Below are 16,424 nucleotides of genomic sequence, written 5' to 3' on the forward strand. Positions count from 1 at the left end.
TCGCGTCGATCATAGCAACGGCGCATGCATCGCCCGTTACCGTGACGCGGTCACTCGCGGTGTGCCGCCCGCACGGTCAGGGCTTGGGGATACGCAGCGTCTTGCTGATCATCAGCGTGCCCGACAGCGCGAACATCAGCACCAGCGGATGCAACTGCCACGGCCCGAGCTGCCACTGCCCGAACCAGATCGCATCGCCGATGCGCCCCTGCGACGCGGCCACCGCCAGCACGACCACCAGCGCGAGGCTGGTGGGGATCGGCGTGCCCTCGAAGTACCGCACCTTGCCCTCGTCACCGGCAAGCTGCTCGGCGGTGACGTTGTAGCGCGCCAGCCGGCTGACGCCGCAGGCGACGAAATAGCTCAGTACCACCCAGTCCCAGCCGCCCTGCAGGCCACAGGCGTAGGCGAGCGCCGCGGGCGCCACGCCGAAGGAGATGACGTCGGCCAGCGAATCGAGCTCGCGGCCCAATGTGGAGGCGACCTTGCGCCAGCGGGCCACCCGCCCGTCGAGTGCGTCGAACACGAACGCCAGCGGGATCAGCGCCATGCCGATCATGAGGTCGCGCACCACGCCGTCCTGCAGGAAACGCATTGCGGCGAAGATCGCGCCGGTGCCGCAGAAGGCGTTGGCGAGGGTGAACCAGTCGGCGAGATGGAACTCGCGCAGCATCGAGAAATGGCGGGATCGGGGCATCGTGGGTCACTCGTGGGATGCCCACAGCCTGCCAGAAACCCCTGTGAAGCGGACGGTGGCGTGGCGCACGCTAACGTCCGGGGATCGCCAGCGCTGCCGCATCCAGCGTGCCGCCCGGTCGGGTCTCGATGACCGCGTCGGCAGGCAGGCCGGCCTGCCCGTCGAGATGTGCCTGCACGCGGTCGAGTGCGGCGTAGACGTAGGGCAGCAAAGGCACGTAGCGGGCAGCGTAATCCGGCAACGCCAGGAACCCATCGAAATGCTGGGCGTTGCGGACTTCCCACAGGCGCACGTCGCGGCCGGCAGCACGCGCGGCGGCGGCATACGGGGCGCTGGTGAACGCGATCGGGATCAGGCCGTCGTCGCGACCATGCACAAGCACCACCGGCAGCCCCGCCCGCGGCGGTGCCGAGGCGAGCTGCTGCACGCCGGTGCGCACGCGTTGCGCATCCACGCCGTCGCCGGTCCACAGCGCGCGCAGGCAGGTGATTCCCGTGCCGGTGAGGTCCGGCGGTGCGAGCGCCGGATCGATGATGCCGACACCGGCTCCCGGCGGGATGCCGCTGGCGTCGCTCCACCAGGCGGCTCGTTCGGCCGCGGTGGCCGCACGCGGGCTGAAATCGGGATTCTGCGCTGCGAACGTATGGCCGCAGGGATGCGCGCCAACGCCGTAGCGACCGTAGGCGGAGGCATAGGTGACCGCCACCGCGCGGTAGAGATCGAAGTCCACCGAGAGTGCGGCCGCGCGGATCGCCTCGTCGGTCCAGCCGGACGCGTTGAGCGCGGCCAGTGCGGAGCGGGCCTGCGCTGCGGTGTCGTCGCCTTCGAGCACGCCCGCCTCACGCAACGCCGCACAGCGCGGCGCGCGCATCGCGGTGGCCAGCGCGGACAACGGCGACTGCGGCAGGCCCTCGAGCGCTGCCAGCGCACACGGCATCAGCATCGCCGCTTCGGTGGTGTAGTCGTACAACGGCCTCGCGCCGGGCGCGTCGATGTGGATGCTGGGCTCGCCGGCAACCACGGCGTCGAGCCAGTCACCGTCCTCGGCAGCGCGCAGCACTGCGCCACCACCGTTTGAAATGCCGACCGCGATGAAACGGGTGTTGTCGAAGGTGAAGGGTGCCGCGTCCGGCAGGGCCACGTTGAGCGCGGCCAGTGCGAACTCGCCGGCCTGGCGCACATGGCGCCCCCAGTCGGCTTCGGGGTTGTCGCCGGAATGGGCGTGCTTGAAGGCGATCCCGTTGGCCGGCGCGTCGTCACCCGGATCGAAGGCGAGCAGCTGGTCGCGCCCCGCGACGCGCCCGTCCATGCCGATGCCCTGACGCGCATCGAGGTCGAAGTAGTCGCTGCCCGCGGCCTTGTCGGTGTAGGCGACCGCGCATCCTCTGGGGAGGCCCCACGCGCCCGCCACCGCGATCGCACCATAGATGCCACGCGAGCCGGAAGACGCGGTCACCACCACGCAGCGCCGCCCGGCATCGAAGGCATCCGGGAGTTGCAGCATCACCCGGTGCGGATGGCGCGCGCCGGGCACCGTCGCCAGCGCATGGAACTCGCGCCCCGGGACCGCGGCCACGCTGCCGTACAGGCTGCCGTAGCCGCCTTCCGGGCGCAGGTCGGCGATGCCTCGCCAGCTGCTCCAGAGCGCGCGCCTGCGCAGTTCGGCGACGGTGGGCGCGGCGGCATCGGCGAACGCCGGTGCTGCCATGGCGCGGAGGCCGTCGAGACCGAGCCCGGCGCTCAGAAGATCGTCGCCGTTGCGATGGACGCTGCTGGACATCGGAGTGAAAACGGCCGGATCCATTCGCGATGCCGATGGCGGGCTGGACGCGCAGGCGGCCAGGACGAGCGCGCCGGCACAGGCCGCGGGATGCAGGAATCTGGGGTTCATGGCCGGACCTTAGCAGCGTGCCGCCACGACGGCATCGTACTTTGGTACCACCGGCGCCGGCGGGTGCGATGGCTACAATCGCGCCATGCCGACCCTGCTGATCGCCGACGACCACCCGCTGTTCCGCGCGGCGCTGCGTGGTGCGGCCGACGAGGCCGCAGATGACATCCAGACCTGCGAGGCGGGCACCCTCGACGACGTGATGGCGACGCTTGAAACGCGCGCCGACATCGACCTCGTGCTGCTGGACCTGCATATGCCCGGCAACCACGGTCTCGCCGGCCTGGCGGCATTGCGCGCGCAGTTTCCCGCCGTCGCGGTGGTGCTGGTGTCGGCCAACGAGGATCCGCAGATCGTGCGTCGTGCACTCGACCATGGCGCGGCGGGCTATATCCCCAAGAGCGCCGGCCTCGACGAGATGCGCGACGCGATCCGGGCCGTGCTCGACTGCCGGCAATGGCTGCCACCGGCATTGCGTGGCGCGGTGTCGCGCGCGGAGTCGGCCCCGGGCGATGCGGATCTCGCCGCGCGCCTGGCCAGCCTCACCCCGCAGCAGTTCCGCGTGCTGGCACTGGTGGCCGAGGGCCTGCTCAACAAGCAGATCGCCGATCGCCTCGACGTGCAGGAACGCACCGTCAAGGCGCATCTGTCGGCGATCTTCGAGAAGCTCGGCGCGCGCAACCGCACCCAGGCCGGGGTGATCCTGCGCGGGCTCGAGATCAGCGACCCCGCGGGCCGGGTCGAAAGCTGATCAATCCGTCCGTGCGGGAGCGTTCCCGTCCCCGGCGTGCGGCGCAGCCTCGACATGCAGCATGTGATCACGCAGCTGGTTGGCCCAGCGATAGCAGTCGCATGCGCTGCGTTCCAGTGCGCGCAGGTCGACGATCACCACGCTCCCGCGGCTGTAGCGGATCAGACCATGCTGGCGGAGGCGCATCGTCGCCACCGACACACCAGAGCGTTGCGTGCCCAGCATGTCCGCCATCACCTGGAGTTTGAGCGGAAAGCCGCACGCGCCGACGCGATCGGCCAGCGTCAGCAACCATCGCGCCAGCCGTGCCTCCACGCCATGGAAGCGGGTACATGCGGAAACCCGGGAGGCCTCGCCGAGCAGCACGTAGAGGTAATGATCGAGCATGCCGCGCAGGCGCGGGTTCAATGCGACCTCGGCGCGGAATGCGTCGGCACCCATGCGCCAGGTCCAGCCGCCGGTGCGTACGAGTGCGTTGAGCGGAGACATCGCCGGCCCATCGATGACGGGGCTTGCCAGTAGACCTTCCCGTCCGATCAGCGTCACCTGCAGGCCGGCGAGCTGGTCGGCCTGCGCCATCAGCGCGATCGTCGCCGTCACCGGGTAGTAGACATGGCTGAGTGGTCCACCCATGTGCCCCAGCGCTTCCCCGGCCGCCAGCCACACCGGCTCGCACTGGTCGCCCATGCGCAACAGGTCATCCGGTTCCAGCTGCCGCAGCAGCCGGTTGCGCGAGGCGTTGAAGTCGTCAGGATTCCGGGTTCGACTTGCGCCGCTCGGTCCGAAGTCTTCGATCGGGAAACGAGATGGCGATGCCGCGACAGCGGCGGTCGGAGGCATGGCGTCGATCGCCTCCCCTGCGTCGGCCGTGGGCCCCATCTGCGGCATTCGCGAACCCCTCGGAATCACCATCGGCGGCAGCATGCCGCGCCTTCACGGCGCCGTCGGTACGCAAGCCCACAAAGGAACCCTCGTGGCGGACGTCCACAGGCCGCCGGCTCAGCCGTTGCAGCTCCCGGCCCATGACCGCATAGCATTCGCAGGTCAGGCCCTCGAGGCTGTCGCGATCCAGCACGCGGATAAGACCGCGGCTGTAGCGGATCACCCCCGCCTTGTGCAGCTTGTTGGCCGCCAGCGTCACGCTCTCGCGGCGCACGCCCAGCATCTGCGCCACCGATTCCTGGGTCATCCGCAGCTCCTGCAGCGGCAGCCGGTCGAGGCTCATCAGCAGTCGCCTGCTGAACTGCTGGTCGAGCGTGTGGTGGCGATTGCAGGCGGCCACCTGCCCCATCTGCGTCAGCAGGGTCTGCGCATAGCGCAGGAACAGCTGCTGCATGGCCGGCACTTCAACCAGGCATTGCCTGAGGACGTCGCTGCGCAGGCGGCAGAGCTGCCCGCCCACATGCACCTGCGCACGCAGCGGCATGCTTTCCCCGCCCATCACCAGCGCAACCCCCACCACGCCGTCATTGCCCACCAGTGCGGTCTCGGCGAAGTTGCCCGATTCCATCACATGCAGCAGCGACACCAGGCCGTCGACCGGAAAGTAGACGTGGCGCATGACGTCGTCGGGCTCATGCAGCACCTGGCCTTCGCGGCACTGCACACGCTCGACCTGTTCCAGCAAGGGCTCGCCGGCCAGGCCCACCGCCTGGCGAAGCAGGGCATTGCCCGCCCCCGGGACATCTCCCGAACTGCTGTCTCTCATGCGCTCCCGGCCCCCCTGGTGCGTACCGCCCCGGCCGCCACGTCAACACAGGACATCGATCCTGCGCCGTGATGCGGATCCTATCCTGAAAGTCAAGCCGACAAAACCATGTGTACGACGCCGCACCGACAGCGCGGGACCGTCGCCCTAGCGTGTTGCCACAGGCACCGCTGTCGCCGCGACCGGATGCCACCCCACTGAAGACGCCCAGCACCTCTGCCCCGGAGGCTCCGATGCTCGCCCAACGCGCCAACCCTGCGGCCAATCGCCATGGCCTGACGTTCTGGGGACAGTGGGTGTGCGGCATCAGCCTCGGGAGCGCGGTTCTCTGCTACCTCGCCATCAGCCACTTCGGTGAGGTACCGGGGGAGTACCGGCTGCTGGTCGCACTGACCGTTCTCGGCTCCGTGCCGGCCTACATGCTCCTGCGCGTGTACCACAAGCGCTACAGCTACCTGTCGGGTCTGCTGCACCTGGCCGCCGGCTGGGTGACGTTGCTGGCGGGGCTTGCCGGCATCCTCTACATCAGCGAGAGCAACGCGCTGTTCGCCAGCCGGATCCTGTTGGAGTGGGCACTGCTCGGCTTCGTCGTCCAGGCCATCGCCTTCATGCCGCTGCGCTATTTCGCCATGCTGCATGCACGCAGGCTCAATCGCGAGCGCACCGCGATCATCATCGGCACCAGCCCGCGCGCGTACGAGCTTGCCCAGCGGTTGCATGCATCCAACCGCATCCCGCTGGTGGGCATGGTGCCGCCCACTGCCGACCAGTCCACCCGCGATGGCCGTTTCCCGGTGCTCGGCAACCTGCCCGACCTGCAGGCGATCACCGAGCAGCATCGCGTGCGTCGGGTGTATATCGCCGTGACGCTGGAGGAGATGGCGCGCATCGAACAGCTCTACCTCGGGCTGCTCGACATGAGCGTCGACGTGGTGTGGGTTCCGGACTTCGGCCGCATGCCGCTGCTCAACCAGTCGATCGCGCAGATCGACCAGTTGCCGGTGATCTACCTCAACGAGGCGCCGCTCAGTTCGCACCCGGCCGCGGTTTTCAGCAAGGGCCTGATCGACCGCACGATCGCGGTGCTGGGGCTGCTCGCCCTGGGCCCGTTGCTGCTCGCCACGGCAATCGCGGTGAAGCTGTCGTCGCCGGGGCCGGTCCTGTTCCGGCAGCCGAGGCATGGTTGGAACGGCGAGGTGATCCACATCTTCAAGTTCCGCTCGATGCGCGTGCACCACGATGGCGAGGTCAGGCAGGCCACCCGCGACGACGACCGCGTGACGCGCGTGGGCCGCTTCATCCGACGCACGTCGATCGACGAGCTGCCCCAGCTCCTCAACGTGCTGCGTGGCGAGATGTCACTGGTCGGGCCGCGCCCGCACGCCGTCACCCACAACCAGTACTACTGCGACAAGATCCTCGCGTACATGGCGCGGCACCGCATCAAACCCGGCATCACCGGGCTGGCGCAGGTCACCGGCCACCGCGGGGAAACCGAAACACTCGACAAGATGCAGCGGCGCGTCGAACAGGACCTGGCGTACATCAACAACTGGTCGTTGTGGCTGGACATCAAGATCCTGATGAGAACGCCCTTCTCGTTGTTCTCGCGAAACATCTATTGATCGGGCCAGCGCAGGCGCCGGGCGCGCATCACCGCCATCGACCGCGCCGGCAGCGACGCCGTGACAACCGGGGAAAGGAACGCTACATGCACATCAAAGTTGTGGGGACCGGGCTTGTGGCGCTGTGCCTGATGCCGGCCGCGGCGTCCGGCCAGTCCGCCTTCTCGCCATTCGCCGCGGTGAGCGTGGAGCACGACTCGAACGTCTTCGGTTTCGCGGATCGCGACGAGGCCGAACGCACCACCGGCAGTCCGGCGTTGTCGGACACGGTGCGACGCGCCAGCATCGGGGCCGACCTCCAGTACACGCTGGGCCAGCAGACGCTGCGCGCCGGCATCCATGCCGGACGCAACGACTTCCAGCGCTTCGGCCAGCTCGACCACAGCCACCATCGCTGGAGCACCGCGCTGGACTGGCGCCTCGGACCCCGCGTGGACGGGCTGCTGGAGTGGCGCCAGGAACGGCGCATGGCAGCGCTCGCCGAGCGCCAGAGCGACGAACTGGCGATGGAGGACGAGCGCATCGGGACCGCGGCGCTGAACCTGGACATCGGTGCGGACTGGCGCCTGCAGAACACCGTCCGCAGCCGGCAGCTGGAACTCCCGCTGGTGGGGCTGCCGCATTTCGCGCTGGAAGAGGACAGCTTCAGCACCGAACTGCGCCACAGCGGCCTGGGCCTGTTCAATGCCGGCCTGCGTGCCGAATACCTCGATGGCCGCTTCACCGGCACGCTGCTGGGCGACGAGCCGTTCGACCAGATCAGCGTGGAGGCGGTCGCCACCTACGCCGCCAGCGGCCTGTCGCGCTTGAACGCACGCCTGGGCCACAGCCGCCGCCGCGACCGCCGCAACGCCGACAACGACACTTCCGCCGTGACCGGGCTCCTGTCGATGGAGCGAACCTTCAGCGGCGTCACCTCGGCCGACCTCGAGCTGTTCCGCCAGATCAGTTCCTTCTCCTACGGGCCCGAGTCGATGATCGAAACAGGGGTGCGCACCACCCTGCGCTGGCAGCCGAGCGCCAGGACCGCCGTGCAGGCAGGACTGGAATGGAGCCGCAACGAGTTCCAGGAAAGCGCGCGGTTCCAGCAGGCCGGCGAGCCGATGCGCAACGACCGCCAGCGCTCGGCGTTCCTGCGCGCCCAGTATTCGCCACTGCCGTGGCTGGGGCTGCATCCCTACGCCCACGTCCGCGACCGCAGCTCGAACTACCGTGAGCAGCGCTACGACAAGTACGTGGTGGGCCTGGAAGTACGCATCCGTTTCGGCAGCGCCCAGCCCACCGAGGCGGCGGACCGCCGCTACTGATCACGGGCCGCGCCGCTCAGCCCGCCGCGCACTCCCGCAGGTCGGAGCCGTCGGCACTTGCGGCCACCCCCTGTTCCAGTGGGATCCACGCGATGCGCAGCACGTCCTCTGCCCTGCGCGAATCGAGCACGATCGCCTGGCGCCACAGGCGCAACAGCGAAGGCGGGATCGGCGCGGCGGATTCCGTGGAGGCGCCGACGCCGGCGCGGCGCCTCATGCCTTGCCCGGCGACCCGCAGCGGCGCGGCGATCGCCTCCAGCCGGAGCCGATAGCCGGGTACCGGTGCGGGGCTGAGCCCCAGCGCGCGCGCATAGATGGCGAAGTACCCGTTCCAGGTCGGGGGGTCGGGAATCGCCAGGTTGAAGCTCCCGCCGATTGCCTCGGGCGTGCCGATCGCGGCCACGACCGCGGCCGAGACATCGTCGATATGCACCAGATTGCAGCGGCCCTCGCCGGCGCTGCCCAGGTCGCCGATGCGTCCGCTGCGCAGCAGGTCCGCGATGCGCAGGCTCCACTGCGGGCTGCCACGCCCATGGATGCAACCGGGACGCAGGATCACGCGCCGTGGCATGTCCGCAAGCGCGCGCTCGGCCCCCAGCTTGGCAGCCGCGTAGTCGCCCAGGCGGCCGACCGGTAGCGTGCGCTCGTCGACCATGCCTTCGGCGCTGCCGTATACCGCCATCGAACTCAGGTGCACGACGCCCGGTGGCAGCGGCGCCCCGGCGACCGCACGTGCCAGCGCGTCGGCACTGGCACGCAGCGTTGCGGCGTCGCCGGACACGCAATTGACCACCCAGTCCACGTCACGGATCGCAGCCGCCAGGCGCTCCGCATTTGTGGCATCCAGGGCCACGCTCCCGATGCCCGGCGACGTCTGCGGCGGCCGCCGTGCCGCGGCCACCACCGGGCCGACGCGTGCCGCGGCGAGCGCGCGCGCGACATGGCGACCGACATACCCGCTTCCGCCCAGCACCAGCACCCGCTGCGTCACGCGTGCTCCCGTGCGTGCCCGGCCGACACGCCGACCACGGGGCGCGCCAGCCGTGCCTGCAGGTGATCGGCCAGCCGCAGTGCCAGGGCCACGATGGTCAGGGTGGGATTGGCCTGGCTGGAGGTCGGGAACACCGCCGCGCCGGCCACGTACAGGTTCTCCATGCCGTGCACGCGACCGTCGCCGTCGACCACGCTGCGACGCGGGTCGGTTCCCATCCGGGCGGTGCCGATGTGATGGCCGCCGTAGGCACCGTAGCGCAGCATCTCCGCCTCCACGGTCGCGGGGTCGTAATCGAGCCGCCCGACGCCGCTCTCGCGCAGGTCGCGGGCCAGCACCGCCAGCGCGGTGCGCACGGTGTGCACGTCGCCCGGCGCATGCCGCCAGTCCACCAGCAGCTGCGGCATGCCAAGCGCATCGCGCGTTCCGCACAGGCTCACGCGGCTCTCGCGGTTGGGCAGTTGCTCGGCATGGAAGTCCACACTGAAACGGTTCGCCTTCGGGTGCACGATGATGGATGGAAACTTGCGAGATGCCAGTCGGCGCCGGGTGAAGAGGTGCCATCCGAACGCGGCGGTACCCGGCAGATCCGCAGCCAGGTTGCGCAGGTGAGCCAGCCAGGTCCGCGCATCGACGCGGGCGTCGCCATGCAGCCGCTTCGCGTATTCGTACGGGATGAACGGCCTGGCCAGATACAGCAGCGACAGCGGGCCGCAGCGGTGTGCCGGGTCGGTAATGCGCGGATGATGCAGCCGGGCAATGAAGTTGCCGGTTCCCAGACGTCGCTGGCTGTGTGCCGAGAGCGCGAAACGGCGGCGGCAGTAGATGCCATCCGCATCGCGCCGGTAGCCGTGGCTGACCGCGGAGACCGGGCCATCCACCACCAGGGTGCCGATGGTGCCGGCCAGGTGGGACATGTAGTAGCGCCCCACCACGTGATGCGCGTTGCCGATCCCGGCCGGATGCCGGTCGCGGCTGGCCAGCAGCAGCCGCGCCACCTCCAGGCCTCCGGTCGCCACGACGAAACAACGGGCCCGTACCCGCATGTGCTTGCCGGTCAGCGTGCGCACCTGCACCGAGCACACCTGCGTGCCACTGTCGCCGACTTCCAGCGCGGTGACATTGGCGTGCAGCAGCACGCGCACGTTGCGCGCCGCCTGCAGCCGCGGCGCATAGCGCGCGCCGAAGTCGGTGGGCCGGCTGAAACGCTCGAGGGCATCGGTGTCGAAATCGCGGCTGCGGAAGCCGGCGATCAGCGGCGACCCGGGGCTCGCAAATGCCGCGGCGGCCGAATACGCGAACCGGCCGGCCTCGCAGAGGGCGTTGGCCTGCGGGTAATAGGCCGCCACGTCTTCGAAACCGATCGGCCAGCCGCTGTCGGGCACATGCGCGCGCGGCTCGAAGTCGATCGGGTCGAAGGGCACGCAACGCCCGCCCCACAGCGTGGTGGAGCCGCCATACCGGCGAACACGGTAGCGGTCCAGCGGGGGATGCCGTGCCGCGTCCTGCACCTGTCCGGCATACAGCGCCTGGGTCGCGGCGTCGTCGCGGCGTCCGCCCGCTTCCAGCAGCAGCACGTCGTATCCGCTGTCGATGAGCTGCAACCCCAGGGTGATGCCGGCCGCACCGGCACCCACGATGCAGATGTCCGCGCTCAGCCCGTCATCGCCGGGGTCCAGATCCAGTGCATCGAAGAACATCGCTCACGCCCCCTGCGGAGCCCTGCGGCGCAGGACCAGTCGCAGTCTGTTCTCCGCAAGGTGCGTTCGTCTGTTCGACTCCACACAGAGCGTGGTGCGCAGGCTGTGTTCGGCAGCATACAGACGGGCGCCGGGGTGGCGACTACGGTGCCCTCTGTCGGATACCGCCCTCCGGGGCGCCCTGTGAACCGGAGATCGAGCATGGGTGTCGAACACGCGCAGCCGCCTGCCATACACACCGCACCCGGGGCATCGCCTGCGAGCTCCCGGCGCATGGCCTGGCATCTGGACGACTACGACCTCGATGCGTTCACCGACCTGGCGGCGCGCTTCGGGCACCACGGCTATGCCTACATGGTCACCCCGAATGTCGACCACCTGATACGCCTGCACGAGGATGCCGGGTTCCGTGCCCTGTATGCCGATGCCGGTTTCGTGCTGCTCGACAGCCGCTTCCTGTCGCATCTGTTGCGCCTGACCCGCGGCACGGACCTGCCGGTGTGTGCGGGCAGCGACCTGGTGGCGCGGCTGTTTGCCGAGGTGGTGCATCCCGATGACCCGCTGGTACTGATCGGCGGCCCGGACGAGCAGGCACGCCTGCTCGAATCGCGATACGGACTGCAGCAGCTGGTGCATTACAACCCGCCGATGGGCTTCATCCACGACCCGGACGCGGTCGAGGACTGCCTGCGCTTCATCGAAACCCACAGCCCGTTCCGCTTCTGCCTGTTGGCCATCGGCTCGCCGCAGCAGGAAATCATCGCGCGCCACCTGCAGCAGCGCGGGCGTGCGCGCGGGCTGGCCCTGTGCATCGGTGCGGCGGTGCACTTCATCACCGGCACCCAGACGCGCGCCCCGCGCTGGATGCAGCGCAGCGGATTCGAGTGGGCCTACCGGTTGATGCAGGAACCGGACCGGCTTGCCCGCCGTTACCTGCTGCGTGGACCGCGTGTATTCGGCCTGCTGCGGCGGACCGACGTCGTGCTGCGGCAGGCCAACGCAAGTGCTCGCGCTCTCGCTCCCGCGGGCAGCGATGCGGCGCAACCGTCGCCCGTCGCGCCGCGCTGAGCGGTCGGGGCCCGGCACGGCTCTGCACAGCCTGCGCGCAGGCACCCTATCGACGATCCCCCGCATCCCAGTGCCGGCGCAGCAGCGCCATCTTGTCCTCGCGCACCTGCAGATCGTCATCGAGGATGCCGCCGGTGCCCTCGCTGTTGGGCGTGTAGCACCAGTAGAAACTGCTGTGGATACCCTTGTCCTGCAGATAGTCGACCAGGGCGTCCTGCCACGCGACGTCGGCCGGATCGGCATCGGGACCATGCCCGTAATGGCCGCCCCATTCGCCGATCACCACCGCATGGCGCGGATGGAACTGCCCGAACAGAAGCTCCCAGTGCGCGCCAAGGTTGGCCGGATAGCCGCGCGCGTCGAACGTGGCTTTCCGGTAGACGTCGGGGCCGTAGGTATGCGGGCTGAGCACCAGCTTGTCGGCGCGGATATCCAGCGGCTGGTAGGCCTGCGGCTGCAGGTTCTCGCCGTAGTTCATCGGGATCCGCGAATCCTCCACGCCATCCCAGTTGCCGGTGATGCCGGCCACGAACACCAGCAGGTCGGGATTGGCCACCAGCACCGCCGCCGCCGCCTTCTCCGCCGCGGTCTTCCAGTGGTACTTCGGGTCGGACGCACGGCGGTCGCCCGCAGCCCAACGCACGATGTCATGCGGCTCGTTGTAGAGGTCGATGCCGATGAAATGGCGCAGGTGCGCATAGCGCCGGGCGACGAGCACCAGATCATCGATCCAGTCCTGCTCGGTGTAGGCGCGGCCGTGGTACATCAGTGCGAAGTCGGCCGGCGTGTCGAGGAACCAGGTCGGGTACTGGCGCTGCGCGGACACGCTGTGGAAGTCCAGCAGCACATACAGCCCCTGTCGCTCGGCCTCCTCCATCCACAGGTCCAGCACCTGTAGCGGCGTCCTGCCCACGAGTGCCTGGTTCTCCGCCCCGTCCAGCCAGCTGAGCGTGTCCACCGGCGTGGTCACGTGCAGGGTGTCGGGCACGAACGGCAGGCGCACGGCGTTGAAGCCGAGGTCCCTGATCTGTGCGATCTGCTCTTTCCAGCCCATCTTCCACAGGAACTGCGGCTGCAGGATCGGCGCGTTGAAGCCGAAGTGGTTGATGCCGCGCAGCTGGATCGGCCTGCCCTCCCGGTCGTGCACCTGGCCCGCGCGCACGTGATAGCCGGACGGCGGCCCGACGGGCGCGGCGGGTGCGGCGGGCTGGATGGGCGGCGCAGGCGCGGCACCGGCCAGCAGGAACCATCCCAGCACCAGCAGGCACATGCCACCGAGCATTGTCTTGCCCATGAACCCTCCAGCAGCGGCACCCGGGCGGGCATCGCGTGGTGGGCACGCTAGACCTCCTATGTCGCACCTTCTGTCTGCTATCGCACAGACGGGTCGGGCGCGGTTCCGGAACATCGGGCCATGACACCGCCCCGGCCCGGCTGCCGGACGGCGTCGGTCCGGCACAGAACCCATGGAGATCAGCCGCATGATCGTCAGCCTGCTCCCGCACCCGGGCGCTGCCAGCCGCAGCAGCCGGGTGTCCGCAATCGCAGCCCTGCTGTTGCTGCTGGCGCTTGCGCTGCCGGCCATCGCACAACCGGCGGCACCTGCTTCCACCGCATTCGACGTCGAACAGCCCGGTGAAATCCCGGCCGCCGACCCGATGCTCCAGCTGGGCCCGGGCGACGCCATCAGCATCAAGGTGTTCGGCCGGCCGGAACTGGACACGACCACCTATGTCTCCGATGACGGCACTGCACCGGTGCCGCTCGCCGGGCCCGTGCATATCGGAGGGCTGTCACCTGCGCAGGCTTCGGCACGGGTGGCCGACGCGCTGCGCCAGGGCCAGTTCCTGGTCGATCCGCAGGTCACGATCTTCCTCGTCGAATTCCGCAGCCAGCAGGTGTCGGTGCTGGGCCAGGTGCAGTCGCCCGGGCGCTTTCCGATCGAGTCCAGGGTGTCGGTGTTCGACCTGATCGCGCAGGCCGGCGGCACCACCGAGGACGGTGCGGACACGATCTACCTGCTCCGGCCCAACGCCGACGGCACCATGCAGCGCCACCCGGTCGACCTGCGCGCGCTCACCCGCGGAGATGCCGTGCAGGCGGCTCCCGCGGTCCAGGGTGGTGACTCGATCTTCGTGCCGCGCGCGGGCCAGTTCTACATCCACGGCGAAGTGCAGTCGCCCAACATGTACCGGCTCGAGCCCGGCATGACCGTGGTGCAGGCGATGTCGCGCGGTGGCGGCGTGACGCAGCGGGGCAGCAGCAACCGCGTGGAGATCCGCCGGCGCAACGCCGATGGCCAGCACGTCACCTTCCGCCCGCAGCTCACCGACCCCGTGCAGGCCGACGACGTCATCCTGGTCAAGGAACGCATCTTCTGATGGACAGCCAGAACCTCCCCGCCGTGCCGGAACCGGAGCGCCTGCCGGCGTCCCACACGCCTGCCGCGTCCTATGTTCCGCGCCATTTCGTGCATCCCGGGCTGTCGCTGCTGCAGCTGCTGGCGATCGTCTGGGCCTGGCGCAGGGTGACGCTGGCGGTGGTCGCGGGTGCGCTGCTGCTGGCGCTGGCGGCGTCGAAGCTGCTGCCCAGGACCTACACCGCGACCGCGACGCTGATGGTCAATTACGAAATCTACGATCCGCTCGGTGGCAAGGAGTTTCCGATCGGCCTGCTCGGCAGCTACATGGCCACGCAGATCGAACTGATGCGCAGTTCTGAAGTGTTGCTGGAAGTGGTGCGCAGGCTCGGGCTCAACCGCGATGAGCGTTATATCGCGGGTTTCGACGGCAGCCCGGACCGCCTGGACGAATGGGTGAAGTCCAGGCTGGAGCGCGACCTCGTCATCGAACAGGGCCGCTTCGGCAGCCAGCTCATCCATATCACCTACTCCACCAATACGCCCGCGCGCGCCGCCGCGGTGGTCAACACGCTGGCCGAGGTCTATGCCGAGCAGCAGCACTCGCGCCTGACCGGCCCCGCGCGCGAGCGTGCCGACCGCTACACCGAGCAACTGCAGGAACTGCAGGGGAAGGTCGCGCGCGCCCAGGAAGAAGTGACCGCGTTCCGCGCCCGCAACGACACCATCGACCCGACCGCGAAGATCGACATCGAGATGGAGATGCTGGGCACCCTGGAGCAGCGCCTGCTGGAAACCCGGAACACCCGCCGCACCGCCGAGTCGCAGCTGTCGGGCGACCTTTCGGTCGGCGACCAGGTCCTGAACTCGCCGCTGGTGCAGACCCTCAAGGCCAGGCTGGCCGCCGACTCCGCGCGCATGGCCGAGCTGCGCGCGACACTGGGGCCGCGCCACCCGCAGGTGATGGAACTGGAGTCGCAGATCCGCCACAGCCGTGGCGCGCTAGACGCCGAGATGGGCAACTACCGGCGCAATGCCAGCTCGACCGTCACCGCCTCGCGTGATCTCGAAGCCAGGCTGCAGCAGGCGGTGGACGAGCAGCGCGAGAAGGTCATCGCCGCGCGGCAACAGCAGGACGAGCTTGGCAAGTACGAACTGGAGCTGGACTCGGCGCAGTCGGTCTACCGCCGCGCGCTCGAAGGCTACGACCAGATCATGTTCGCCTCCGGCGGGCACTACACCAACGTGCGCTTCGTGGGCCCGGCGCCCGAGCCGCTCAAGCCGAGCAAGCCGAACCTGCTGAAGAACCTGGTCCTCGCACTGGCCGCCGGGATCGTGCTGGGGCTGCTGGTTCCGCTCGCCTACGAACTCCTGTTCAACCGCCGGGTGCGTTGCCGCGACGACCTCGAGCGTGATTACGACCTGCCCGTGCTCGGTGAATTCGCCAGCGTGCCCGCCCTCCGGACCTGACCATGAGCGAAGCGATGGACACACCCACGATGGCCGACGAACTGCTGGTGATGGACGACGGCGCCTCCTCGATCGAGCCGGGCCATTCCCTGGTCGGCGGCATGGCGCATCCCGACCTGTCGCTGACCCCTGCACACCACCCGCACGCGCCACGCAGCGAGCAGCTTCGCGCCCTGCGCACCGAACTGATGATGCGCCGCGACCACACCGGCACCGAGCGTGCGGAGGTCGTGACCCTGCTCAGCTCCGGGTGCGGCGAGGGTCGCTCGCAGATGGTCGCGGAGCTGGCCATCACCTTCGCGCAACTCGGGCGGCCGACCCTGCTGCTGGACGCCGACATGCGCCATCCGCGCCAGCACCTGCTGTTCGGCATGGACAACCACCACGGGCTGTCGCAGATGCTGGCGTCCGGCCGACCCCCACGCCTCTACCCGGTCAGCGGGATGCCGCACCTGATGCTGCATACCGCCGGGGCACCGCCATCCAACCCCGTGGAGCTGTTGTCGGGCCCTGCCTTCGAGCAGGCGCTGCGGCGCTACCGCCAGGACTACGACTTCATCGTCATCGACACCCCGCCGCTGGATACCTACGCCGATGCATTGGCGGTGATCAATCTGGCGCGGCGCGGACTGGTGCTGACCCGCGCCCAGCACACCCGCTACCAGGACACGAAGCAGATGCTGCGCCGCCTGGCGGCCACCCGGGCGCAGATCCTGGGTTCGGTCATCAACCACTTCTGACGCCATGAACCCACCCGGCAACCCGTCCCGCAGATCGCCCGCGCTTGCCGCGCACGGGATGTGGCGGGAGCGCGGACCGGCCGTTGCCACGCGCGGTGGCGGACAGTCGTGGGTCCG

At 69.4% G+C, this 16,424-nt stretch carries 14 protein-coding genes; 7 read left to right on the top strand and 7 right to left on the bottom strand.

Translation table 11 applies throughout. The annotated features are described in order from the left end of the window. Positions 1–76 precede the first annotated feature (76 nt). Together pssA and ERL55_RS09015 are read right to left on the bottom strand one after the other, a co-directional pair. Positions 77–697 carry a CDP-diacylglycerol--serine O-phosphatidyltransferase gene (pssA, locus tag ERL55_RS09010; RefSeq protein WP_129136124.1) on the bottom strand — a complete coding sequence of 207 codons (621 nt, stop codon included), beginning with the start codon at positions 695–697 and terminating at the stop codon, positions 77–79. Between the two features lie 70 nt (positions 698–767). Beyond that, complete coding sequence (locus ERL55_RS09015) at positions 768–2,588, bottom strand: 3-hydroxybutyrate oligomer hydrolase family protein (RefSeq protein WP_129136125.1); 1,821 nt, start codon at positions 2,586–2,588, stop codon at positions 768–770. Between the two features lie 85 nt (positions 2,589–2,673). Here ERL55_RS09015 and ERL55_RS09020 point away from each other — a divergent pair, with 85 nt between their 5' ends. Continuing rightward, positions 2,674–3,339, top strand: a complete 666-nt coding sequence (locus ERL55_RS09020) for a response regulator transcription factor (protein ID WP_129136126.1) — start codon at positions 2,674–2,676, stop codon at positions 3,337–3,339. On the opposite strand, the gene ERL55_RS15270 is transcribed toward ERL55_RS09020, so the two are convergent. Further along, positions 3,340–4,179 carry a Crp/Fnr family transcriptional regulator gene (locus ERL55_RS15270; RefSeq protein WP_343132723.1) on the bottom strand — a complete coding sequence of 280 codons (840 nt, stop codon included), beginning with the start codon at positions 4,177–4,179 and terminating at the stop codon, positions 3,340–3,342. Then, positions 4,088–5,047 (bottom strand): Crp/Fnr family transcriptional regulator, encoded by a 960-nt coding sequence (locus ERL55_RS09030; protein WP_129136128.1) that lies wholly within the window; start codon positions 5,045–5,047, stop codon positions 4,088–4,090. Before ERL55_RS09030 ends, ERL55_RS15270 begins: the two co-directional genes overlap by 92 nt. A 233-nt stretch (positions 5,048–5,280) precedes the next feature. Between ERL55_RS09030 and ERL55_RS09035 the strand changes: the two genes are divergently transcribed. Both ERL55_RS09035 and ERL55_RS09040 read left to right on the top strand, forming a co-directional pair. Then, positions 5,281–6,672 (top strand): undecaprenyl-phosphate glucose phosphotransferase, encoded by a 1,392-nt coding sequence (locus ERL55_RS09035; RefSeq protein ID WP_129136129.1) that lies wholly within the window; start codon positions 5,281–5,283, stop codon positions 6,670–6,672. 86 nt (positions 6,673–6,758) lie between these two features. Further along, positions 6,759–7,979, top strand: a complete 1,221-nt coding sequence (locus ERL55_RS09040; RefSeq protein ID WP_129136130.1) for a hypothetical protein — start codon at positions 6,759–6,761, stop codon at positions 7,977–7,979. 16 nt (positions 7,980–7,995) lie between these two features. On the opposite strand, the gene ERL55_RS09045 is transcribed toward ERL55_RS09040, so the two are convergent. Together ERL55_RS09045 and ERL55_RS09050 are read right to left on the bottom strand one after the other, a co-directional pair. Further along, positions 7,996–8,970 carry an NAD-dependent epimerase/dehydratase family protein gene (locus tag ERL55_RS09045; protein ID WP_129136131.1) on the bottom strand — a complete coding sequence of 325 codons (975 nt, stop codon included), beginning with the start codon at positions 8,968–8,970 and terminating at the stop codon, positions 7,996–7,998. Continuing rightward, a complete protein-coding gene (locus ERL55_RS09050) occupies positions 8,967–10,670 on the bottom strand; it encodes a GMC family oxidoreductase (protein ID WP_129136132.1) in 1,704 nt (567 codons plus the stop codon). Before ERL55_RS09050 ends, ERL55_RS09045 begins: the two co-directional genes overlap by 4 nt. Before the next feature lie 273 nt (positions 10,671–10,943). Here ERL55_RS09050 and ERL55_RS09055 point away from each other — a divergent pair, with 273 nt between their 5' ends. Next, on the top strand, positions 10,944–11,738 hold the full coding sequence (locus ERL55_RS09055; RefSeq protein WP_164972165.1) for a WecB/TagA/CpsF family glycosyltransferase: 795 nt from the start codon (positions 10,944–10,946) through the stop codon (positions 11,736–11,738). A gap of 46 nt (positions 11,739–11,784) precedes the next feature. Here the strand turns inward: ERL55_RS09055 and ERL55_RS09060 are convergent, their stop codons facing one another. Then, on the bottom strand, positions 11,785–13,032 hold the full coding sequence (locus tag ERL55_RS09060; RefSeq protein ID WP_164972166.1) for a cellulase family glycosylhydrolase: 1,248 nt from the start codon (positions 13,030–13,032) through the stop codon (positions 11,785–11,787). A 187-nt stretch (positions 13,033–13,219) separates the two neighbouring features. Here ERL55_RS09060 and ERL55_RS09065 point away from each other — a divergent pair, with 187 nt between their 5' ends. Genes ERL55_RS09065 through ERL55_RS09075 form a run of 3 tightly spaced genes read left to right on the top strand, consistent with a single transcriptional unit; the run spans position 13,220 to position 16,307 of the window. Then, entirely contained in the window at positions 13,220–14,119 is a 900-nt protein-coding gene (locus ERL55_RS09065) for an SLBB domain-containing protein (protein WP_164972167.1), read from the top strand. Continuing rightward, positions 14,119–15,567: a Wzz/FepE/Etk N-terminal domain-containing protein gene (locus ERL55_RS09070; RefSeq protein ID WP_129136136.1), complete on the top strand. Its 1,449-nt coding sequence runs from the start codon at positions 14,119–14,121 to the stop codon at positions 15,565–15,567. The genes ERL55_RS09065 and ERL55_RS09070 overlap by 1 nt, the downstream gene beginning before the upstream one ends. A 2-nt stretch (positions 15,568–15,569) precedes the next feature. Beyond that, complete coding sequence (locus ERL55_RS09075) at positions 15,570–16,307, top strand: CpsD/CapB family tyrosine-protein kinase (RefSeq protein WP_129136137.1); 738 nt, start codon at positions 15,570–15,572, stop codon at positions 16,305–16,307. The last annotated feature ends 117 nt before the right edge of the window (positions 16,308–16,424 follow it).

It is taken from the genome of Luteimonas sp. YGD11-2 (assembly GCF_004118975.1).
Lineage (GTDB): Bacteria > Pseudomonadota > Gammaproteobacteria > Xanthomonadales > Xanthomonadaceae > Luteimonas > Luteimonas muca.